The organism is Pseudoscardovia radai (assembly GCF_002259605.1).
GTDB classification, from domain to species: domain Bacteria; phylum Actinomycetota; class Actinomycetes; order Actinomycetales; family Bifidobacteriaceae; genus Pseudoscardovia; species Pseudoscardovia radai.
The window spans coordinates 155,968-177,743 of record NZ_MWWR01000004.1 but is presented as its reverse complement, the minus strand read 5'-3'; the positions used below and the strand labels follow the sequence as shown (position 1 = coordinate 177,743).

The 21,776-nt window shown below is 63.4% G+C and carries 18 protein-coding genes and 2 tRNA genes; 5 read left to right on the top strand and 15 right to left on the bottom strand.

Translation table 11 applies throughout. The features are described 5' to 3' along the window. Positions 1–142 precede the first annotated feature (142 nt). Positions 143–1,663: a metallophosphoesterase family protein gene (locus tag PSRA_RS02780; protein ID WP_094660382.1), complete on the bottom strand. Its 1,521-nt coding sequence runs from the start codon at positions 1,661–1,663 to the stop codon at positions 143–145. Between the two features lie 230 nt (positions 1,664–1,893). Here PSRA_RS02780 and PSRA_RS02775 point away from each other — a divergent pair, with 230 nt between their 5' ends. Beyond that, entirely contained in the window at positions 1,894–2,526 is a 633-nt protein-coding gene (locus tag PSRA_RS02775) for a VanZ family protein (protein ID WP_094660381.1), read from the top strand. Positions 2,527–3,531: 1,005 nt separating this feature from the next. Here PSRA_RS02775 and PSRA_RS02770 read toward each other — a convergent pair. The 3 genes from PSRA_RS02770 to gltX all read right to left on the bottom strand — a co-directional run bounded on the left by PSRA_RS02770 (position 3,532) and on the right by gltX (position 5,307). Next, a tRNA-Gln gene (locus tag PSRA_RS02770) sits at positions 3,532–3,603 on the bottom strand. A gap of 38 nt (positions 3,604–3,641) precedes the next feature. Next, positions 3,642–3,714 (bottom strand) — tRNA-Glu (locus tag PSRA_RS02765). Between the two features lie 75 nt (positions 3,715–3,789). Then, on the bottom strand, positions 3,790–5,307 hold the full coding sequence (gene gltX, locus PSRA_RS02760) for a glutamate--tRNA ligase (RefSeq protein ID WP_094660473.1): 1,518 nt from the start codon (positions 5,305–5,307) through the stop codon (positions 3,790–3,792). Between the two features lie 240 nt (positions 5,308–5,547). Here gltX and PSRA_RS02755 point away from each other — a divergent pair, with 240 nt between their 5' ends. Next, a complete protein-coding gene (locus tag PSRA_RS02755) occupies positions 5,548–6,324 on the top strand; it encodes an ABC transporter permease (RefSeq protein ID WP_094660380.1) in 777 nt (258 codons plus the stop codon). 25 nt (positions 6,325–6,349) lie between these two features. Here the strand turns inward: PSRA_RS02755 and PSRA_RS02750 are convergent, their stop codons facing one another. The 4 genes from PSRA_RS02750 to galE form a co-directional block, all read right to left on the bottom strand. Continuing rightward, a complete protein-coding gene (locus tag PSRA_RS02750) occupies positions 6,350–7,210 on the bottom strand; it encodes a hypothetical protein (RefSeq protein WP_094660379.1) in 861 nt (286 codons plus the stop codon). 47 nt (positions 7,211–7,257) lie between these two features. After that, positions 7,258–7,917, bottom strand: a complete 660-nt coding sequence (locus PSRA_RS02745) for a histidine phosphatase family protein (RefSeq protein ID WP_094660378.1) — start codon at positions 7,915–7,917, stop codon at positions 7,258–7,260. Positions 7,918–7,999: 82 nt separating this feature from the next. Next, positions 8,000–9,187, bottom strand: coding sequence for a pyridoxal phosphate-dependent aminotransferase (locus PSRA_RS02740; protein WP_158216297.1), 1,188 nt, complete (start codon positions 9,185–9,187; stop codon positions 8,000–8,002). A 293-nt stretch (positions 9,188–9,480) separates the two neighbouring features. Then, entirely contained in the window at positions 9,481–10,482 is a 1,002-nt protein-coding gene (gene galE / locus PSRA_RS02735) for a UDP-glucose 4-epimerase GalE (protein WP_094660376.1), read from the bottom strand. 393 nt (positions 10,483–10,875) lie between these two features. On the opposite strand from galE, the gene PSRA_RS02730 reads away from it, so the two are divergent. After that, positions 10,876–12,141: a LacI family DNA-binding transcriptional regulator gene (locus PSRA_RS02730; protein WP_094660375.1), complete on the top strand. Its 1,266-nt coding sequence runs from the start codon at positions 10,876–10,878 to the stop codon at positions 12,139–12,141. Positions 12,142–12,279: 138 nt separating this feature from the next. Here PSRA_RS02730 and PSRA_RS02725 read toward each other — a convergent pair whose 3' ends face one another. The 6 genes from PSRA_RS02725 to rpsF all read right to left on the bottom strand — a co-directional run bounded on the left by PSRA_RS02725 (position 12,280) and on the right by rpsF (position 15,672). Further along, a complete protein-coding gene (locus PSRA_RS02725) occupies positions 12,280–12,627 on the bottom strand; it encodes a phenylpyruvate tautomerase MIF-related protein (protein ID WP_094660374.1) in 348 nt (115 codons plus the stop codon). Between the two features lie 105 nt (positions 12,628–12,732). Next, entirely contained in the window at positions 12,733–13,320 is a 588-nt protein-coding gene (locus tag PSRA_RS02720) for a GtrA family protein (RefSeq protein ID WP_094660373.1), read from the bottom strand. 236 nt (positions 13,321–13,556) lie between these two features. After that, entirely contained in the window at positions 13,557–14,009 is a 453-nt protein-coding gene (gene rplI, locus PSRA_RS02715; protein WP_094660372.1) for a 50S ribosomal protein L9, read from the bottom strand. Positions 14,010–14,035: 26 nt separating this feature from the next. Next, the gene (gene rpsR, locus PSRA_RS02710; protein ID WP_094660371.1) at positions 14,036–14,284 is read right to left on the bottom strand and encodes a 30S ribosomal protein S18; all 249 of its coding nucleotides are present in this window, start codon (positions 14,282–14,284) and stop codon (positions 14,036–14,038) included. 149 nt (positions 14,285–14,433) lie between these two features. Then, on the bottom strand, positions 14,434–15,093 hold the full coding sequence (ssb, locus tag PSRA_RS02705; protein ID WP_094660370.1) for a single-stranded DNA-binding protein: 660 nt from the start codon (positions 15,091–15,093) through the stop codon (positions 14,434–14,436). A 285-nt stretch (positions 15,094–15,378) separates the two neighbouring features. Next, positions 15,379–15,672, bottom strand: a complete 294-nt coding sequence (gene rpsF, locus PSRA_RS02700) for a 30S ribosomal protein S6 (RefSeq protein ID WP_094660369.1) — start codon at positions 15,670–15,672, stop codon at positions 15,379–15,381. A 733-nt stretch (positions 15,673–16,405) separates the two neighbouring features. Here rpsF and PSRA_RS02695 point away from each other — a divergent pair. Beyond that, positions 16,406–17,293: a hypothetical protein gene (locus PSRA_RS02695; protein WP_094660367.1), complete on the top strand. Its 888-nt coding sequence runs from the start codon at positions 16,406–16,408 to the stop codon at positions 17,291–17,293. A gap of 905 nt (positions 17,294–18,198) precedes the next feature. Here PSRA_RS02695 and PSRA_RS02690 read toward each other — a convergent pair. Next, positions 18,199–19,803 carry an NAD(P)/FAD-dependent oxidoreductase gene (locus tag PSRA_RS02690; protein WP_094660366.1) on the bottom strand — a complete coding sequence of 535 codons (1,605 nt, stop codon included), beginning with the start codon at positions 19,801–19,803 and terminating at the stop codon, positions 18,199–18,201. A 223-nt stretch (positions 19,804–20,026) separates the two neighbouring features. Between PSRA_RS02690 and PSRA_RS09470 the strand changes: the two genes are divergently transcribed. Then, positions 20,027–21,301 carry a hypothetical protein gene (locus PSRA_RS09470; protein ID WP_094660364.1) on the top strand — a complete coding sequence of 425 codons (1,275 nt, stop codon included), beginning with the start codon at positions 20,027–20,029 and terminating at the stop codon, positions 21,299–21,301. Positions 21,302–21,776: the final 475 nt, after the last annotated feature.

Sequence of the window (21,776 nt, the reverse complement as noted above, 5' to 3'; positions counted from 1 at the left end):
TCGTCGATCCCGGCATCCGCCACAACAAAATTCCACAACAATGTGATGGCTTGCGGACATTTCTCCACGATTTTGACCCCAGAATCGTGCATTTCGGTCCGAAAGCCATCACATTGTTTTAGAAGAGAAGAGAGCGCTACTTCTACTTCTCCTTGCCGCCGCCGAACAGCTTGCCGGCCACCAGACCGACCGCCACCGCCAGCACGCTGCCGAACACCTTCGGACGGCGCAGCAGATTCCACGTGTCGCCGGCGTTCGTCGGCACGTGGCTCATCGCGAATGTGTAGGCCTTGCGCGAGCTGGGCTTGCCCACGAGGTCGCCGAACTGCAGCAGCTGCGTGCGCGGGGCGTACGGATGGCGGATGTCGAATTCGAACAGCCTCGCCGAGCGCATCTTCGGATCGGGCCCGTACGCGCCGAATCCGCAGGTCGGCGTCGCACCGAGCATGATGCCGTCGTCCACGCCCACGAAGCCGTTGCGGTGGTCGTGGCCGGCGAACAGCGCGAAGTAGCCGTCGGAATCCTTCATCACCTGAAACTCGCCGCTGTCGGCGTCCGGGCAGCTGATGCCCTCGCCGAGGAAGCTGCCGGGCAGCGTCTTGGTTTCGTCAAGCAGATACGTCTGCGAATCGTACGTGCGGTAGCCCTGCACCGCGTAGGCCGTGGTCGAGGGCACCACGCGCAGCAAATCGTAGAACTGCGGCAGCGGGATGTGCTGGAACACGATGGACTTGGCGCCGTCCATAAGCCGCGGAACGGTGCGCAGGAAGTCGAGCCCCGTGGCGGACGGCGAGCCGTAGCCGCCGCCGCGCGCGTAATCGCCGGAGTCGAGGAGCACGATGCCGAACACCGTGCGCGTGTGGCCGACGTCGCTCACCGGCAGCGCGAACGTGCCCGGCTCGGCCGCGTATGCCACCTGGCCGGGCATGCCGCTGCCGGGCATATGCATGGCGCGCTGCGGCTCGGCCCCCGTCGTCTCGGGATTGAGGCAGCCGGGCAGCTCGCGGAAGATCGCGTCGAACTCGCAGTTGTCGATGCCGCATTGGAAATCGTGGTTGCCGTAGGTCACGGCGAAGGGAATGCCGCGCTCGACGATCGGCTGCATGAATTGGCGAATCGACTGGCGCACGAGGTCGCGCGTGCCTGCGAGCGCGCGTTCGTGCGCGAGACGCTGCGCGTCGTCGGGGTCGGAAGCGGAGTTGGCGCGTTCGTCGAGCTCCTCCTGGCGGCGTTGCGACGATTCCGAAATCTGAGGAGTCTGCGGAAAGCCCTGCATGGCGTCGCCGAGGAAGTTCGCGGCCTGGCGGCCCACGCCGATGATGCTGTCGAGCGCCGTGTTCCAGCGGCGCTTGCGATAGGTGGCGTGGTAGGCGGAATGGTAGCCGGCGATCTGGTCGCCCGTAAGCACGACGAGGTCGGGGCGCGCCGCGTCGCAGGCGGCGGCGATGAGCCTGATGGTGTCGGAGCTGACCGTGGGGCCGTCCTGGATATCCGACAGCTGCAGTATGCGGAACTTGCCGGAGTTGTGGAACTGCAGGCGGCCCAGGCGCGCGGAAACGGAGAGCGGGCGGGCGGCGTTCGAAGCGGTTGCCTTCGAAACGGCGGCGTTCGAAGCTGCGGCTGCGGCGGTTGCCACGATATGCGAATCGTCAAGAGAACCCATGCCTCCAAGCATACGACGCGCGCCCCGCCCCGCCTGGATTCGCGGGCGGGCGCATCGTATTCCCCTCCCCCTCCTTCCCCACCCTTCCGCCGCACGATGGGCGCATCGTGGACCTTGCGGCGCTTGGCGCATACCGCAAGTATCATCAACATAGAGCTGCCGCGCCGACGCGTGGCGGCACAAGAGGCCGGCGCCGGGCGCGTCGGCGGGCACGAGACGAAAGGCCTTCGATGGAGAAGCGGACGATTGCGAGCATTTCAGCGACCTGCGGCATCCTGTGGATCTTCCTGTTCCAGAACATGATCAACACGGTGACGGGGCTGTGGGCGTCGATTGTCGCAACGTTCAGCGGCGTCTACGCAGCGCTCGGCGAGACGATTTTCGCCGGCACGCTTCTCGTGGTCACGGGCGTGATGGTCGGGGTCGCCGTGTTCCAGCTGCTCACCAAGCGTTTCGAAATCGTGTTCACCGCGATTCTCGCGCTGCTGTACCTGTGGCTGCTGTTCCACACGCTGTTCCGCGCCGATGCGGGCACGCGCGGCATCAACTTCAACCTCGGCACCTTCGGCGAGCGATTCACCGGCGACCCGCTCGGCATGATGTGGACGATCGTTCTGTGCCTGCCGCTGGGCGTCATGGTGCAGCTCGTCACGAAGAAGATCTGGCAGACCGCGCTTGGGGCCGCGGTGGCGATCCTCATGGTGGAGGGCGCGCAGTACATCTTCAGCACCGGCGTGTGCGACATCGTCGATATGCTGCTCGGACTCGTCGGCGTCATGCTCGGCGCCCTGATCGTGTCGTCCGCGCTGCTCGACGGCTGGAGCTTCGGCGTCGACCGCCACTTCCTCGCCTTCACGAAGTAAGCGCGCGGGCGCGGGCGGGCACGGGCGGCGCCCGCTTCATAACAATGTGATGGCTTTCGGACCAAAATCCACGATTCCGCCCCCAAAATCGTCGAAAAATGTCCGCGACCCATCACATTGTTGCGGGAAAGAGAACGATGTGATGGCCTACGGACACGATTCCTGGCCTTTAGCGATGTAGGTCTTTACTCGGACTCCTCTTCCGCGAGATCGTTCCCCGATTCTTGTCCCGGCATCCCCGTTTCGCAACGGTCGGTCTCACTGGTCGCCGCAGTGACAGTGAGAGGCACCGTTGAAGGACAGCGCACGCATTCCCAACGATTCCCCCGCCAACGGTCCGTCTCGCTGGACGCCGCAGTGACAGTGAGAGGCACCGTTGGGAGGGAAGGGGCCTGTTTCCAACGATTCCCCCGCCAACGGTCGGTCTCACTGGACGCCACAGTGACACTGAGAGGCACCGTTGAAGGACAGCGCACGCATTCCCAACGATTCCCCCGCCAACGGTCCGTCTCACTGGTCGCCGCAGTGCCAGTAAGAGGCACTGTTGAAGGACAGCGCACGCATTCCCAACGATTCCCCCGCCAACGGTCCGTCTCACTGGACGCCGCAGTGCCAGTAAGAGGCACCGTTAGGAGAAGCCGCGTTGGGAATACTAGGCTCCGGTCCCAACGGTCGGTCTCGCTGATCGCCGCAGTGACAGTGAGAGGCACTGTTGGGAGGGAAGGGTCCTGTTTTCAACGATTCCCCCGCCAACGGTCCATCTCACTGGACGCCGCAGTGACAGTGAGAGGCACTGTTTGGGTTGAGTGGAGTGAACGGTCATGGAAGCGGCCCGGGGTCCGTCACGCTGTTCTTGGGGACATTGTTTCTGGGGAGACTCCGCACTCCGCACCCCCGCACTCCGCACCGCGTCACTTCACACCACACGCCACACTGCGCACGCGGATAGCAAAAACGGCGGATAACAAAAAACGGAAGCCGCTTCGCGCGGTTTCCGTCAACTTGCTGGGGTACCTGGACTCGAACCAAGAATGGATGAACCAGAATCACCTGTGTTGCCAATTACACCATACCCCAATTGCCTTAGCGGCAAGGGTCTGAATAATCAGACTGAGTACCCCCGACCGGATTTGAACCGGTGTTAACGCCGTGAGAGGGCGCTGGCCTAGACCGCTAGCCGACGGGGGCATATTCACTTTTTGTTCGCCTGAAGTTCAGCTCTTCGCTGTGCTCCGTGGCGCAACAAAAAGAGAATATACACGCTTACAGATTCTTTCGCAACTCGGCGAGTCGCGCGAGTGTCGTGGGCTTTCCGATGATCTCCGCAGACTCGAAAAGTGGCGGAGATACGCGCTTTCCGGACAGTGCGACGCGCACCGGACCGAACGCCAGACGCGGCTTGTACCCACCCTCGTCCACAAGCGCATTTGTGAGCGTTTCGTGAATATGCTCGGCCTTCCACTCATCCTCGGGAATCGCCTCGAGAGCGGTCACCGCGGCGGTCAGCACATCGGCCGCGGAATCCTTGAGCTGCTTGCGCGCATCGGCATCCGGCTCGATGTAGGTGGCGTCGCTGAGCAGCGGGCCGACCATACCGGCCACCTCGCCCAGCAGGCGCACACGCGGCTGCACAAGCGGCGCGGCCTCGGTGAGCACCTCGCGCTCATGATCGGTCAGCGCGTCCCAGGAATCCGCCGACACCACGCCGTCGCGGTGCAGATACGGCACGGAGCGGTTGAGGAAGTCCTGCTGGTCGAGCATGCGGATGTGCTCGGCGTTGATGGCGATGGCCTTGTTGATGTCGAAATGCGCAGGGTTCGCCTTGACGTCGCGCACATCGAACTTCTCCACCATCTCGTCCATGGAGAACACGTCGCGGTCCGGCGCGATGGACCAGCCGAGCAGGGCGAGGTAGTTGAGCAGGCCCTCGCGGATGAAGCCGTTCTCGCGGTGCAGGAACAGGTTCGACTCCGGGTCGCGCTTGGACAGCTTCTTGTTGCCCTGGCCCATGACGTACGGCATGTGGCCGAACAGCGGCATCTCCTTGGCGATGCCGAGCTCCATAAGGTAGCGGTAGAGCACGATCTGGCGCGGAGTGGAGCTCAGAAGGTCCTCGCCGCGCAGCACCACGTTGATCTCCATCATGGCGTCGTCGACGGGGTTGGTGAGCGTGTACAGCGGGTCGCCGTTCGGACGCACGATCACATAATCCGGCACGGATCCGGCCTTGAACTCGATCGGTCCGCGGATGAGGTCGTTGAACACGATGTCCTCGTCGGGCATGCGCACGCGCAGCGCGGGCTTGCGTCCCTCCGCGCGGAACGCGGCCTTCTGCTCCTCGGTGAGGTTGCGGTCGTAGCCATCGTAGCCGAAGGCCGTGGGACGGCCGGCGGCCACATTGCGGGCCTCGATCTCCTCCGGCGTGGAGAACGATTCGTAGGCGTAGCCGGCGTCAAGCAGCTTGCGCGCGACGTCCTTGTAGATGTCGGTGCGCTCGGACTGGCGGTACGGGCCGTGCGGACCGCCGACGTTGATGCCCTCGTCCCAGTCGAGGCCGAGCCAGTTGAGCGCGTCGAGGATCTGGTTGTAGCTTTCCTCGGAATCGCGCGCGGCATCGGTGTCTTCGATGCGGAACACGAAGGTGCCGTGCGTATGACGCGCCTCGGCCCAGTTGAACAGTGCGGTGCGGACCATGCCGACATGCGGCGTTCCGGTCGGCGACGGGCAGAAACGGACTCGAACGTTCTCCGGAAGCTCCGGACGATTGTTATCTTCAGACATATCGCCCATTTTGCCGCGAGAGTACGACTTACCACGATGTCTCCCGCGCCCACGCCATCGTATGCCATCGCACCGTTCCGCCAATTCATAACAGTGTGATGCCTTGCGGACGCAAATACACGATTCCGGGGCCAAAATCGTCGGAAAATGTCCGCAAGCCATCACATTGTTAAAAGGAACCACCGCGTCCACGCAACCCCAACCCCAACCCCAACCCCCAACCCACGAAAAGGAACCCACATGCAGCCACGGAAGAAGCGCTCGTGGATCGCCCGCACCTGGCCGGCGGTCGTCACATTCCTCGTACTCGTCGTCATCTGGCAGATCGTGGTCGACCGCGGTCTCGTCTCGCCGCGTCAGCTGAGCTCCCCCACGCAGATCGTGCGCGCGGCGGCCCAGTCGTGGAACACGCTGAGCTACGCGACGTGGGTCACCTTCGTCGAAGGCGCGCTGGGATTCGCCATCGCCATCGCGGTCGGCATTCTGCTTGGCGTGGGCCTGCACTGCTCGCGCGCCTTCCACGCGGCAATCTATCCGCTGCTCGTCGGCGCCCAGACGCTGCCAATCATCGCCATCGCGCCGCTATTCCTCCTGTGGTTCGGCTTCGAGCCGCTCGGCAAGCTCGTGCTCGTGGCCGTGTTCGCCACATTCCCGATTGCCGTGCAGACCTGCCGCGGCCTTGATTCGGTGCCGCGCTTCTACCGCGACGTGGCACTGACCTGCGGCGCCACAAGCATCTGGACGCTGTGGCATGTGGAGCTGCGCGTCGCGGCGCGCCAGATGTTCGGCGGCATCCGCATCAGCGCGGCGTACGTCTTCGGCACCGCGGCGACGGCGGAGTACATGGGCGCGCGCGCCGGCCTCGGCATCTGGCTGCAGGCGGCGTATAACTCGTTCCGCACGCCGCTTATCTTCGCCGCGTCGCTTGTTATCGTGCTCATGACGGTGGCGCTGATGCTGCTGGTGAGCCTTGTGGAAAGGCTGCTGCTGGGCCCCGACGACGACGCGATCGAGTGACGCGGCGCGGAACCTCAGCGGAACCTCACTGGAACTTCTTCGCCAGCTCCTCGCGGTTGCGCTTGCGGTCCTCCTCCTCGGAGTCGGCCTTCGCCTTGTCGGGGTCCCAGAGCACGTCCGCCCGGTGCTTCGCCCACTCGCGCGACGCCTCCGCGGCAAGCGCGCGCACGAACGGAACCGGCTCGGTGGGCGCGTCGAGCTCCATAAGGCGGTCCGCCGTCAGGAACAGGCGCGGAACGCCGTAGCGCTCGCCCAGCTCGTTGACGTACAGCATGGCGGCGATGGCGCCGGCGGTCAGGTTGCCGTCGGATGACTCGGCGGCCGCGCGCCCTGCGGTCAGCGCGCCGTAGAAGGCAAGCGCCACGGCGCTGAATACGATGGCCACACGCCCGACCGGATCGCCTTCGGACTGCGCATCCTGCGCCACCTGCCCCACGAAGGCGTCGCCGTCGTCAAGGGCCTGGGTGAAGAAGCGCGCGGCGTCGTCATGCGCCCCGACGCGCTGCGCCGCGTCGACGATATGCGCGGCGTCGCCATCGTCGGAATAATCGGCGGCGGCATCGTAGGCCTCGTTCGCGCGAATCAGCGCATCCACCACCGGCTGCGGGCGGCCGGGGATCGACTCGGCGCCCTCGTACACGAAGTCGGCGTCGGCGAGGGTCACCGATGTGGCGAGCTCGGGGTCGCCGATCAGCAGCATGGCGAACTGCCGCGTCAGCCGCACCTGCAGCTCCTCGGCGTATTTGACATCGTTGTCCATATGCAGCGACTGGGTCAGCGGCCACAGCGCCATCAGCGCCTGGCCCTCCTCCGCGGCCTCGCGAACCGACGCCTCGTCGGACACGCGCGCAACCAGCTGCGGATCGTTCCAATTCGTCTCGTTCATAGTCCTCCCATTCACAAGCCTCGGTACAAGCCTCGGCTTCACAAGCCTCAGCGCACGCGCGAGGCGGGGTCGGCGTAGGCGATGCCGACGAGCCGGTGCGTCGCGTTGTCGAAGGTGAACGACGTAACGGACGCCAGCGCCACGGTGCGCTTGAACATATTATGCTCCGGCCTGCCCGTCTCCATCAGGCAGCGGAACGTCCAGATCGGCGATTCGTGGCTCACCACGATGACGTCGCCGTCCGGGAACACGTCGACCGCGGATTGCACGAAGTCGTTCATGCGCCGCGCGATATGCCGGTACGTCTCGCCCCAGGACGGGCGGTACAGGTTCGTGACGAGGCGCCAGTTGCCGTGCCGCCACAGCGCGCCCTCGCCGCGCCCGACGGTGGTGCCGCGGAATTCGTTGCCGGCCTCGATCAGGCGGCCGTCGCTGCGAACGGCGAGCGGTTCCTCGCCGCGGGCGGCGCGCTGCGGGTTGATGGCGTCGACGATGGCGCCGGCGGTTTCCTGCGCGCGTTCGAGAGGTGAGGAGAACACGGCGGCGGCGTGGGCGGTGCTGTGGTTCGCGGCGAGGTAGAGCGCCGTGCGCTCGGCCATACGATGCCCCCGGTCCGACAGATGATAGCCGGGCAGGCGCTCGTACAGCACATGGTCGGGGTTATGCACCTCGCCGTGGCGCACCAGGTGAATCGTCGTGTATGTCATATCCCTCCTCGCATGCGCGACGCCGTGGCACCCTCGCGCCACGGCGTCGTCATCGTATATGCCGCGCAAACCGCGCCGCGGATCAGAAGCCCTCGCGCGCCTTCCACGAGGAGATGCGGTGCAGGGCCTCGCGCAGGTTCTCCTGGCTCGTGGCGTAGCTGCAGCGCACATAGCGCGAGTTCTTCTCGAACGCGTCGCCCGGCACCACAGCCACCTTCGCCTTCTCCACCATCTGCTTGCAGAAGGTCATGGAGTCCTCGAAGGAATCGGGGATGCGCACATACAGGTAGAACGCGCCCGTCGGCGGCACGCAGTCGAACTCCTGCGCCTTGAGGCCGTAATACAGGAGATTCGCACGCGTCTTGTACTCCTTGACCATCGCGTCGATGTCGGCGTCGCACTCGCGGTAGCCCACGGCCGCGGCGTCCATGGCGGGACGCGGCGCGGTGGCCACCGTATGCTGGTGCACCTTCACCACTTCGTCGACGAAGTCCTTCGGGCCGGCCAGGTAGCCGATGCGCCAGCCGGTCATGGCAAGCGTCTTCGAGGTCGAGTCCACGATGACGGTGCGCTCGGGCAGGAACTCGGCGATGGAGGTGCTGGGCTCGCCGTAGGAGATCTGCGCATAGACCTCGTCGCTGACGACGGCGACCTTGTGGCGCGCGATGACGTCGGCAAGGGTCTTGACTTCGGCGCGCGTGAGGTTCACGCCGGTCGGATTATTCGGGTAGTTAAGAATCAGCACGGTGTTGACGTCCTCGAGGGCCGTCAGCGTGCGGTTCAGCGTCTCGGGGCTGAGCTTGAAGCCGGAGCGAGATGTGTCGATGTACACCGGCAGGGCGCCGAGCTGCTCGGCGATGGTGCCGTAGAAACCGAAGGCCGGGGTCGGGACGATCACCACGTCGCCCGGGGAGATCAGTGTTTCGAGCGTGGCGCGCAGGGCCTCGCTCGCCGCCACCGTGGCGACGATCTGGTCGGGCGCGTACTCGAGGCCGCGGCGGCGCTTGAGGAACTCGCAGACGGCCTCGCGGAAGTCCTGGGTGCCCGGGGTCGGCGGGTAATGCGTGTGGTTGGCCTTGAGGGAGGCCGTGGCCGCGTCCTTGATCTTCTGCGGCGTGTTGAAATCCGGTTCGCCCAGCGTCAGGCGAATCACCCCGTCGAACTGCTTGGCATAGGCATCGAATTCTCGGATCAGAGACGGTTTCGAATTCTTGATCTTGGTGGGAACCATGTCCATAAGGCTGAATTCCGCGGCTTTACCCGAACTCATGCGATGTCCTTTCTTCGGCGTTTCCGGGCGCCCGTCTGGGTCCTGAATCGTTCCAGGCCTTCCCAAGGCGCCCTTGCGATCGGTGTTCTGGTGCCGACGCTGGTGTCGGCGACGCGTGCGCTTATTCCTAAGCCTACTCAATTCACGTGGCGAAAACACGCAACCGACGCGCGAATGAGAAGGGCACACGAAAAACGGGAGGCGGTTGCCGCCTCCCGTTCGTCGATGCCTCCTGCCGGGCGGGGATATCGTATACCTTCCCCGTATGCCTTCCCGCGCAGCGCCAGCCGGCGTCAGCGCCTGTCGTCGTAGCCGTTCGGATGCGTGGAATGCCACGCCCATGCGGAGGCGATGATCTTGTCGATGTTGTCGAACTGCGGCTTCCAGCCAAGCACCGTGCGCGCCTTGTCGGACGCGGCGATCAGCGTATCGGGGTCGCCGGGGCGGCGCGGCGCCATCTCGGCCGGGATCTCCTTGCCCGTCACGCGTCGCGCGGCCTCGAGGATCTGCAGGTTCGAGAAGCCCGTGGACGAGCCGAGGTTGAACGCGTTCGACGGGTTGCCCTCGCGCAGGTACTTCACGGCGAGGATATGCGCGTCGGCGAGGTCGAAGGGGTGCACGTAGTCGCGCACGTTCGTGCCGTCGGGGGTGTTGTAATCGTTGCCGAAGATCTTCAGCTTGTCGCGCTTGCCCTGCGCCACCTGCAGCACGATAGGCAGCAGATGCGTCTCGGGGTTGTGGTCCTCGCCGATCGAGCCGTCCGGCTTCGCGCCGGCCACGTTGAAGTAGCGCAGCGCCACGAACTTGATGCCGTAGGCGAGGTCGGACCAGTGCATGATCTTCTCCATCATGAGCTTGCTCTCGCCGTACGGGTTGATGGGCTTCTGCGGGTCGTCCTCGTGGATGGGCATGGTTTCGGGAATGCCGTAGGTGGCGGCCGTGGAGGAGAACACGATGCGCTTGACGCCCACCTCGTTCATAACCTCGAGCAGGGCGATCATGCCGGCCGTATTGTTGTCGAAGTACTTGAGCGGGTTGCCCATGGACTCGGCCACGAGAGAGAACGCGGCGAAGTGGATGACCGCGTCGATGTCCGGGTTCTCGCGGAAGACGCGGCGCATGAAGTCGCGGTCCGAAAGGTCCCCCTGGTAGAACGTGGCCGCCGGGTTCACAGCGGCGCGGTGGCCCGTCACGAGGCTGTCGACCACCACGACCTTCTCCTCGCCGCGTTCGACGAGCCTGTCGACCATATGCGAGCCGATGTAGCCGGCCCCTCCAAGAACCAAAACCGTCATGCTGCCCCTCTCGGTATGCGAGCGTTCAATTCGTGTCCCATGATACGACGCGCGGGGTGATATGAGGTGATATGGGGGCGGGCAGGCGGCATACAGAACGATGTTTACTAAACAATTGCAATATCCGACATGTTTGGAGACTCCATACGGCCACGATTCGGGAATCGTTCGGAATCGAGACCGTCCCGCACGGGACGCACTGGCGCGGCCGCCCGAATGGCGGGCTCCGGAGATTGTGGCCGCACTCCAATCGTTTCGGATGGAACGACGCATACGAGGCCGCCGGCATCTTGGTAGAATTCAGTAAACTGCGCTGCGGATGAAGCAGCAACGAGCCGAATAGCGACGAAGCGGCACAGCGACAGAAGGGCAGCAGACATTCCGGGAGGATCGATGGACGAACGCGCGGACCAGAACGACGGCACAGGACTCGGCGGCGAAGGAATCGGCGCGCCCGACGGCGCAACCGACTCGACCCCCGGCCAACGCACACCGAACGCCGCCGCCCCGCCCGCATCCACGCCGCGCGCACAATCGTCTCGCCGCGGCCCCACGATCCGCGACGTCGCCCGCGCCGCCGATGTCTCCGCCGCCACCGTCTCCCGCGTCCTCAACAACGACGAAACCCTATCCGTCACGCCCGCCACCCGCGCCAAGATCCTCGCCGCCGCCGAACGCCTCGGCTACCACAAGAACCATCAGACGCGCGAGCGGCGCTCGCACCGTGCCAAGCGCATCGCCATCGTGGAAAAACTCACCGAGGTCTACGAATCCGAGGAGATGTTCTCCTACTACATCCGCTCGTCGCTGAGCACCGAGCTGACGCGCATGGGGTACGACGTGCTGCGCATCCAGGGCGACGCGGACAACGCCACGCGCAAAACAGTCGGCACCGAGGTCGACGGCATCGCCGTGATCGGGCTGTTCACCGCGAACGAAATCGAGCGCATGAAGCGTGGCAGCCGCCCGATCATCGCCATCTACAGCGACACCCTGCTGCAGCAATGCACCTGCGTCACGCCCGATTTCGAATCGGCGGCGATCCAGGCGCTCGACCATTTCCTCACGCATGGCCTCAAGCGCATCGGCCTGCTGTGCACCGACGTACAGTTCGCGCGCCGCAACATGTTGTTCGACGACCCCTTCCTACGCACCTTCCGCGACTATCTTTCGCAGCTGGGCCTGTACGTACCCGGCTACGTGTACCGCGGCGGCCTGAGCACCGAGCTCGGCTTCGGGATGATGCGCACCGCCATCCGCGAGCATCCCGACGACCTGCCGCAGGCCTTCCTGTGCTGCGCGGACGTGCTCGCCGTGGGCGCGCTGCAGGCGCTGCACGAGGCGGGCCTGCGCGTGCCGGAGGACGTGAGCCTGATCTCGTTCCAAGGCACGCCGGTGGTGCGGCAGACCTTCCCGCAGCTGACGTCGCTGACCGTGGACACAACCGCGATGGGCGTGGCCGCGGCACGCCTGCTCGACGCAGTGGTGCGCAGGGAGCCCACCACGGAGGTGCCGTGCAAGGTGGCGTTCAAAACGAAGCTCGAGCTGCGCGGCACGACGCTGAACGACGAGGAGAGCGCGACGGGCCCGGTTGACAACGGCTTCCGCGTGATGCGCCCCTACCGTCTGGTGAACGGGATCCATCCCAGGGGAATCTAGGCGCGCAGGCTTCGGGGGCGCGAGGCTTCGGAAACACGATTCCCCCGCCTCCTATCCGGCCTGTGCGCCAGATCGAAGAGCGGGGGAATCGTATTTCTGCCGTTTCGGCCGACCATTGCGGCCGCCGAACAGCATGGCTTAGAAATTACCGCCGTTCCAGCCCCAGTCGGTGGTGGCCGTGTAGCGGATGTACATGCGGTCGGCGGGGATGCCGAGCTCGTCGCCGAGCGCCGCCGTGATGGACTTGGTGAGGCTTTCCCACGCGGACTTCGGCACGCTGCTGCCGAACACGTTCACCTCGACGTAAGCCGCGGGGCGCGAATCGTCGCCGCCGAAGTAGATTGGCATGTCGCTTTCGAAGGGGCACATGAGCCAGCCTTCGGACTTGCCGGGCACCGCCTGGATGGCCTTGCCGTACGCGGCCTTGAGGTGCTCGCGGTTCTCCTTGGTGAGCGGGGTGCTGACGTGGGTGTGGATAACAGGCATGTGTCCTCCTTGGAATGCGCCGGATGCGCGGGGGCGCGCAGTGCGGGCGCGGTTTGTGTATCCACGTCCACGATACCGCGTGCGTGGGGCGGATGCGGGATTCGCTTAGTTCTTGGCGGAATCGGCGTTCTCGGTATCGGAAGCGGCGGCATCGGCAGCGTCGGAGGCAGCAAGGCGCGCCTTGGCGCCCGGGCCGTGGCTCAGCGACCATGTGCCGATGCGGTGCGCGACCGACTTCTCGTTGACCGGCTTGCCCGGATCCGGCGCGTCGAGCAGCCATTTCCTGATGACGAAATTCCACACCGATACGATGACGGTGGCGACGAGCTTGCCGATATTCGCGTACAGCGCGTAGCGACCGTGGTCGGTGAACTGCGTGTCGGGGTTGATGATGACGGAGGTGGAGAACCAGATGATGGCGTCGTTGATGCCCAGGCCGATGGCGGAGCTCACGAAGAAGATGAGGACTTCCATCCAGCGAGCCATGTCGTCGCGGTGGACGAAAACGAATTTCATGCTCGCCAGATAGTTGAAGCACAGCGAGATGAGGAAGGAGATGGTGGCCGCGAGGGTGGCGTTCATGTGCACGCCGATCACGAGGAGATTGAGGATGCCCCAATCGATGATGAAGGCGATGATGCCGACGATTCCGAACTTAAGAACCTGCTCGATGAGTTTTTTCACGCGTGCCATGTTACGCGACAGTTCCGATAAGAGACATGCGGGCGGGGCCCCGCCCCAATATCAATGTGATGGATTCCGGACCGAAATCGTGCTCCGAACCCCAAAATCGTCTGAAAAATGTCCGCAAGCCATCACATTGTTGCAGAAACGAGTTCATATGCAAAAGGCGGCCGGACTGAATCCGGCCGCCTGAAGCGGGAATCGTAGACCATGCCTCGCGGCACGGCCTGACGTAAACGCCGACCTTACTCGGCCACCACCTTGACGGTGAACTTGGCGGAGATCTCCGGGTGCAGCTGCACCTCGGCCGGGAACTCGCCCGTGGTCTTGATGACGTCCATCGTGATGGCGGACGCCTCGACCGCGTTGCCGGCCTTGGTGAGGGCCTGGGCCACGGCGGCGGCGCTGATGCCGCCGAAGAGCTTGCCGGACTCGGACACCTTGGCGGTGAGCGTCACGGTGGAGCCTTCGATGGCGGACTTGGCGGCCACGGCGTCCTCACGGGAGGCGAGGGCCTTGGCACGACGGGCGCGCTGCAGCTGCTCGATCTGCTTGCCGGCACCCTTGCTCCACTCGAAGGCGAGGCCCTGCGGGAAGAGGAAGTTGCGGGCGTAGCCGGCCTTCACGTGCACGGTATCGCCGGACTGACCGAGGTTCTGGACGTTGCTGGTGAGAATAACCTGGACGTTCTTGGACATGCTATCTATCCTTTCCGAATTCCAGCTCAGCGACCGTTGGACGCGTACGGAAGGAGGGCCATCTCGCGGGCGTTCTTGATCGCCTTCGAGATCTCGCGCTGCTCCTGGACGGTCACGCCGGTGATGCGACGGGAACGGATCTTGCCGCGGTCGGAGATGAACTTGCGCAGCAGGGCGACGTCCTTGTAGTCGATTTCCTTGACGTGCGCGGCCTTCAGCGGGTTCGGCTTCTTCTTGAACGGCTTGACAGGCGGCTGCGGCCTCTTGCGTGACATTGTGATGTACTCCTTAATGAACTTTATGCGTTATGCGCGGATTTCTCCGCATTTGTGGAGGGGCGGCCCGTGGCGGGCCAAGGCCCCGGAAGCGTTCCGGACGTGCGGGCGCGGATCGGCGACATCGTCAGATCGACGACATCGTCGGATCAGAAAACGCCGTCTCCGAACTCGTCCGCGTCGGAGGAATCGGCGGAATCGGAATGGCCGAAGGTGCCGAAGCTATTCGCACCATTGCCCGATTCAACCGCCCAGACATCCTGCTGCGGCGCGCCCTGCGAGGGGTTGTTCGCGGCGGCCGGCGCGGCATTCCCGCCGCGGTTGTAGCCACCGGAGTAGCCACCGCGACCGGCGTTGCCACCACCGTACCCGGCGCCACCGGCGTAGCCATTGCCACCGCCGTTATAACCGCCGCCGTTGTATCCGCCTGCGCCACCCTGACGGTTGACGGTTGCGGATGCGCGGCTCAGCGCGGGCCCGGCCTCGAGCACGCGCAGCTCGAACACGGTGCGCTGGCTGCCGTCCTGGGCTGTGTAGCTGCGCTGCGTCAGGTTGCCCTGGACGATGACGCGCATGCCCTTGGACAGGCTGCTGGCGATATTGGACGCGAGCTTGTTGTACTGGGAATCCCAGGCGGAGCAGCTGAGGAAAAGCGCCTGGCCGTCGGTCCACTGCTGCGTCTGCCTGTTATAGGTGCGCGGCGTGGATGCGATGCGGAAATCGCACACAGTGCTTCCGCTGCCCACGGTTCGCAGTTCCGGATCGGCAACGAGATTGCCGATGACGGTGATGGTGGTTTCTCCAGCCATTGTTTCTCCTCACATTCCGCACGCGGGTGCGATGGTCGTCTTGTCTCGAAGGGTTCCGAAGATCCGGAACCGATGTTTCCGGTCAGTGTCTCCAGAAGGTCAGTGTCTCCAGAATATTCCGTTCACGGTAGCGATGCCGGACGCCACGCGGTGGGCGAAGGAATTCGCCGGCGGGCGCTGGCACAGCGTTGGCGCTGATGGTTGACGCTGAGGGGAGTTGGAAGGACGAGACGATGGCGACGACGTGCCGCGGCGTGTCTGGAACGCGACGTGTCGCGGTATCGCTTACTTGTCCTTGCGCAGGATCTTGGTACGGATAATCGCTTCGTTGAGGTTGAGCAGACGGTCGAGCTCATCGGACGTCGCCGGCTCGGACGAGTAGTTCACCACCACGTAGTTGCCTTCGGTCTTGCCATTGATCTCATAGGCAAGCTTGCGACGGCCCCACACGTTGACCTCGTCAACCGTACCCTTCTCATTGGTGACGGTTTCGAGATACTGATCGACGAGCTTACGCAGCGCGCGCTCATCAAGTTCAGGATTAGCGATGAGCATCAGTTCATACTTGTGCGCAGACATCACCCACCTCCTTCGGGCTAGTGGCCGCAGGACGTTCCTGCAGCAGGAGTGTGTACGCGCGTGTTCCGATCCGGGGCGGCGATGCCGCATCCGGCCTCAGAGCAACTTGTCCAGTATACACCGCGGCTGCGACCGGCGCGTCGGGTTTCTCCGGCTGGTTTTTCGCATTTCCCCAGGTCACCGTCTTCTTCGTTGTCGGAATCGTCGTCGTTGTCTCTGGTCATTCGTTGTCGTTGTCTCTGGTCACCGTCTTCGTCGCCGTCTCCCGGCTTCGCTCCCCCGTTCTCCTTCCTTTCTCCTTTTTCTCCTTTCTGTTTCTCTCCATTTTCTCTCTCATATCTCTGTTTTCTTTCTCTCCGTCGCGTTGCTCCCTGTCGCACTCTTCATCGCCGCCCCATCGTCTCTCCTACATCGTCCCTTCCCCGCCAGCCTCCGGCAGCCCCATCTGCCGCTGCGAACACAGGCGAACACGACCGCACACAAACGCCGACATTTCAACGAATAGTGTCAGTTTTGTCGCCTAATTTTCACACGATTTGTAGGCGACACGCCGAGAGGGTTATGATGCGCAATGGTAAAATAAAAACCGATAGAGGAAACAAGGGACTGGCAGATAAGGCCGTCGAGACAACGAACCGTTTCGTCGGTACAAAGCGAACCCACAAGGCTGCTTGACATCTCGTCGATCCCGAAGATCGTGCTCACGGTTCGATGATGACGAAAGGAGCTTACAATGACCGCCGCAGGATTCACTTCCCATTTTCATCTTTTCGGACGCGAAGAGAAAGCAGCCGAAACGCCGAAGACTTCAGCACAGCAGCTCCATCTCCGCGTCATCCCCGTCGAGGGCGCCCCGTACGTTCTCCAGATGCGAGTCGAGGATGAGAACATCCTCGATGACCAGACGATTGAGATCCAAAAGTTCCTGAAGTACGTCTCCGATACGTTCTCTCCGAAGTCGGCGACGTCGTTGCTTTCGCGTTATAACGGTGGCGACGACAGCGGCCTGACCGAAAATAATGACTTCCTTCAGGTCGTGTCTAAGTGCGTCGAGGCACATCGTGTGACCGAGGGTTACTTCCAGCCGTTCCGCGGCGGGAAGCTCGACCCGTTCGGAATGCTCCGCGGCTGGGCCATCAACGAAGCCTTCAACCGCTATGTCCGTCCGCTCGTCGCGGATGGTACGGCGCAGTCCGCTTCGCTCGGTTCCCGCAACGACACGATTTACGCCACGGCAGACGACTTCGATCTGAACTGGAACGTTCCGATCAAGAACTCCCTGGATTCCAGCGCCCCGCTTCAGCAGATCGTGCTTCGCAACGGCGCGATTTCCACGTCGTTCGCGAACATGGAGGCCAGCACCTTCGAGTATCTCGGCCCCCGCGACTGCGAGCAGACGACGATTGTGTCCCCCGACTTGGCACTTGCCGATGTCTGGGCAACGGCTGCACTGGCCGCCGGCACCAACAACTTCATGGACCTGGCTCAGCGTAACAGGCTGAACGCCATCATCCTCACGGAGGGTGAGATCCTGTTCAACGTCAAGGACGGACAGGTCTCCTCGGTCCCTGGAGTCACCGCTGGTGTTGAACGCCCGGACTTCCTGGTGCTCAACGCCTAACTCACCTTCCTCTCTCGATTGGGGGCGGAGGAGCCGAAAGGTTCCTCCGCCCCCTTTCTTCGTGTGCTTCGCGCCCCTCTTTGTTTCCTTCGCTCCCTCTTTGTGCCCTTCGCCTCTTCTTTGTGTTCTCAGCCCCTTTCTTTATTTTCTCTCTCCCCTTCTCTTTCCTCTGTCCCCTTCTTTGCGTGTGCGGGGCGCGCAGGCGGGTGTTGGTGGCGAAGAATCCTCGCCACGAACACCGGAAAACCACCGCAGAACGGGCCACGCCCCGAAAATCGTGCCCCATGGCGAAGAATCCTCGCCACGAACACCGGAAACCCGCCACGGAACGAGCCGGGATCCAACAATCGTGCTTCAAGGCGAAGAATCCTCGCCACGAACCACGATTCCCAATCCACACGGTCCAAACCCACGGGAAAACACCCTCCATGGCGAAGAATCCTCGCCATGAACACCGGAAAACCACCGCAGAACGGGCCACGCCCCGAAAATCGTGCCCCATGGCGAAGAATCCTCGCCACGAACACCGGAAAACCACCGCAGAACAGGCCACGCCCCGAAAATCGTGCCCCATGGCGAAGAATCCTCGCCACGAGCCCCGGAAACCCGCCACGGAACGAGCCGGGATCCAACAATCGTGCTTCAAGGCGAAGAATCCTCGCCGCGAACCACGAAGCGCCCAGCCAAGCAGGGCGATGACGCCAAACCGGCCTTCAGTGTGAGCGAGTGTGCACACTGAACGGCCCCGACCCCCGCCAACCCCCTCCGACACGGGGTCAACCGCATTCAACGTGAGCGAACGCTCACACCGAACGGCCTCTCCCCACCTCCCCCACCAACCCCAACAAAAACGGGGCCTCGAACCCATCGGTTCGAAGCCCCGCAACAACGAAGAGAGCGAAACCCTACTTCTCTTCCTTCGCCTCGTGGTACGCCTTATCGGTGTTCACGGACCAGACGTTGGACTTATCGTCGCGGCCGGTCTTGATGTTCTCCACGGCCTCCATCGCGGTCACCATGGAGTGATCCATGTTGTTGTAGCGATGCTGGCCGTTGCGGCCGACGCAGTAGAGGTTACCGAAGCCGTCGAGCCACGGGGTGAGCTTGTCCATGTCGTACCAGGTGTCGAAGTACGCCGGGTAGGCCTTCTTCACGCGCTCGCGGTGCGCGTCGAGCACATCCTTCTTGGAGCTGATGATATGCATCTTCACCAGCTCGCGGATGGCCTGGTCGATGCCCTCCTTGTCGGACTGGTTCCAGAAGTCGTCGCCCTCGTTGCAGAAGTACTCGAGGCCGATCCACACCTTGTTGTCCACGTCCTCGACGAGGTACGGGCTCCAGTTGTTGAAGATCTGGATGCGGCCGACCTTGACGGAGGTGTCCTGCACGTAGATCCAGCAATCCGGCACGATCGGCGGGTTGCCGAGCGTCGGGATATTCGTCTGGTTCTTCAGGTTGAGCTTGTCGACGAGCAGGCCGACGGTCACGAAGTCGCGGTACGGCAGGCCGTTGGCGATCTTGAGCTGCTCCTTGGCCACCGGCTCGGTGGTCTCGCCCGCGTCGATGGCGTTGACGAGGTCCTTGATCGGCATGGAGGAGATGAAGATATCGCCGTCCAGCGTCGTTTCCTTGCCGTTCGCATCCACGTACACCACGGACGCGATCTTGCCGTCCTTCTCGTTGACCTTGGTCACGGTGGCGTTCTTGATGATGGTGCAGCCGTTGCCCATGTCGATCTTGGCGACGGTCTCCCACAGCTGGCCCGGGCCGTACTTCGGGTACCAGAATTCCTCGATCAGCGAGGTCTCGCCCTCGCCGGCCTTCTTCTGCTTGCCGATGAGCTTGCCCCACGCGTCCTTGAGGACGGCGGAGATGGAGATGCCCTTGACGCGCTGCGAACCCCAGTCGGCGGAGATCACGGACGGGTGACGGCCCCACAGCTTCTCGGTGTAGCCCTCAAAGAACATGCCGTACAGGGCGCGGCCGAAGCGGTTGATGTAGAAGTTCTCGAGATTCGTCTCGGGCAGCTTGTGCACCAGGGACTTCAGGTACGAGAAGCCGACCTTCATGGCCTGCGCGAAGCCCATGTTCTTGAGCGTGTCCATCGACAGGCTCACCGGGTAGTCGAAGAAGTGGCCGTGCCAGTAGATGCGCGACACGCGATGGCGCTTGAGCATGACCTTGTCGACCTTCTCCGGGTCGGGGCCGCCGGGCTCGAGGTCGTGCTTGCGACCGAGCTTCTTGTCATCGTAGGACGGGGCGCCCTGGAGCGGAAGGATGTTCTTCCACCAGTCCATCACGCGGTCGTCCTTGGAGAAGAAACGATGTCCGCCGATGTCCATACGGTTCCCGTTGTGCTTGACGGTGCGCGAAATGCCGCCGAATGTGTCGCTCGCTTCGAGCAGGGTGACGTCGTAGTTTTCAGCGCCGTTATCCTTGAGAAGCTCGTATGCGGCGGTGAGGCCCGCGGGGCCGCCACCGATGATGACAACAGACTTCTTCTCGGTCATAGGTTCTAGACTTTCTGTTCTGTTTTCAACGTTTTCCCAACAGAGAATACTAACTTACTATATTGACCGTCCCGGCATTGACACCGGATTGGAACATGCTCTTCACTTTTGCGGCGAGGCGCGGGCGTGGGGTGCGCACGGCGGGCGCAGCGCGAACGGCGCGGCATCGCTCATACAAGGCGGCGCATACGATAGGCTGTGCAGACGAACAGACAGGATGGCTATGAACGCAGACGATGCGGTGAATGAACACGATGGCGCCGGCGTGGTGAATGACGCAACGACGATGGCAGACGGCGCGTCACGAGACGTCGTGGCGTCGGACGATACGATGACGGACGATACGACGGCAGACGACACGACGACAGACGACACGACGGCGGGTGCCACTCTGGATAGCGACTCCACCACAACGGCGGATGAATCGTCGACCGGCGCAACCACCGGCGAGACCGCCACCGCAACCCCGGCCGCAGCCGCCACCGCAACCCCGGCCGCACCCTCCTCCCCCGCGGCAAAAACCGGACGGACCGCATCGTGGAGCCGCTCCACATGGATCTCCACCATCGCCCTCGCCATCGTGGCGGCTCTGGTCGTCGTGGCGCTGGTGGCCACGGCCGTCATCGCGCAGCGCCGCGCAACCGAAATCAGCGCCTACCTGAGCGACCAGGCCACGATGGCGCGGCAGTACGGCTTCAACCCCGGGCTTATTATCTCGGACGACGAGATGTTCGACTCCACCTCCATGACCACTGACGAGATCCAGGACTTCCTCGGCACACGCGGCGTGCGCTGCAGCAGTTCGGAATGCCTCGCCACGAAAACCTTCGAAACCAAAGACGAGGAATCGGACTCGCTGTGCTCGGGCTACACAGCGTCGAGCGACGAAAGCGCGGCGGATATCATCAGTGGCGTGGCGCAGAGCTGCCGCATCAATCCGCGCGTGCTCATCGTGATGCTGCAGAAAGAGCAGGGACTTGTGACGGCCGCGGAGCCGGAGGAGTCGAACTACACGATTGCGATGGGACTCTCCTGCCCTGACGACGGCGATTGCGATACGGCATATTACGGATTCTTCAACCAAGTGTATGGCGCGGCGCACCGACTGCGCTACTACCAGGCGCATTTCACCGATTACTCGTATCGCCCGCGCACCACCGACTACATCCAGTACAACCCCAATGAATCGTGCGGCGGCAGCAAGGTCTATATCGAGAACGACGCCACCGCCATGCTGTACATCTACACGCCGTACCAGCCGAACGAGGCCGCGCTGGCCGGGCTGGCGAACGGCACCGGCGGCGAGGGCGACGCGTGCTCGACCTACGGCAACCGCAACTTCACGCTGTTCTACAACGCGTGGTTCGGCGATCCGACCCGCGGCGAAGGCGCGCAGGCCTCGGAGCCGTCCGATTCCGCACGTGTGACCACGGCCACGGCGACTTCGACGGAATCCTCCCCGGAGGACCGCCCCTCTTCCACCACCTCAGGCGAGTAGTCCCCTTCCCGCACACCCGCCCGGCACCCCGCGAACCCAACGGTGCCTCTCGCTGGCACGCAAGCGACCAGCGAAGCCCACCGTTGGAGACCCAATCGTTGGAAACAAGCCAATCCTTCCCCAACAGTGCCCCTCACTAGCACGCCAGCAACCAGCGAAGCCCACCGTTCGAGAAAAAGCCCAGCATTCCCAACAACCACCCCACCAACGGTGCCCCTCACTGGCAGCGCAACGACCAGCGAAGCCCACCGTTGAAGACACAATCGTTGGAAACAAGCCGATTCTTCCCCAACAGTGCCCCTCACTGGCACGCAAGCGACCAGCAAGAGGCACCCTTGACGATAGACGGGTCATGAGCGAGACCATCGTCGCTCCCCACGAACAATGTGATGGCTTACGGACAGAAATCCCCGATTCCGAGGCCGAAAGACCCCAAATATGTCCGTAACCCATCACACTGTTACGGAATTCATAA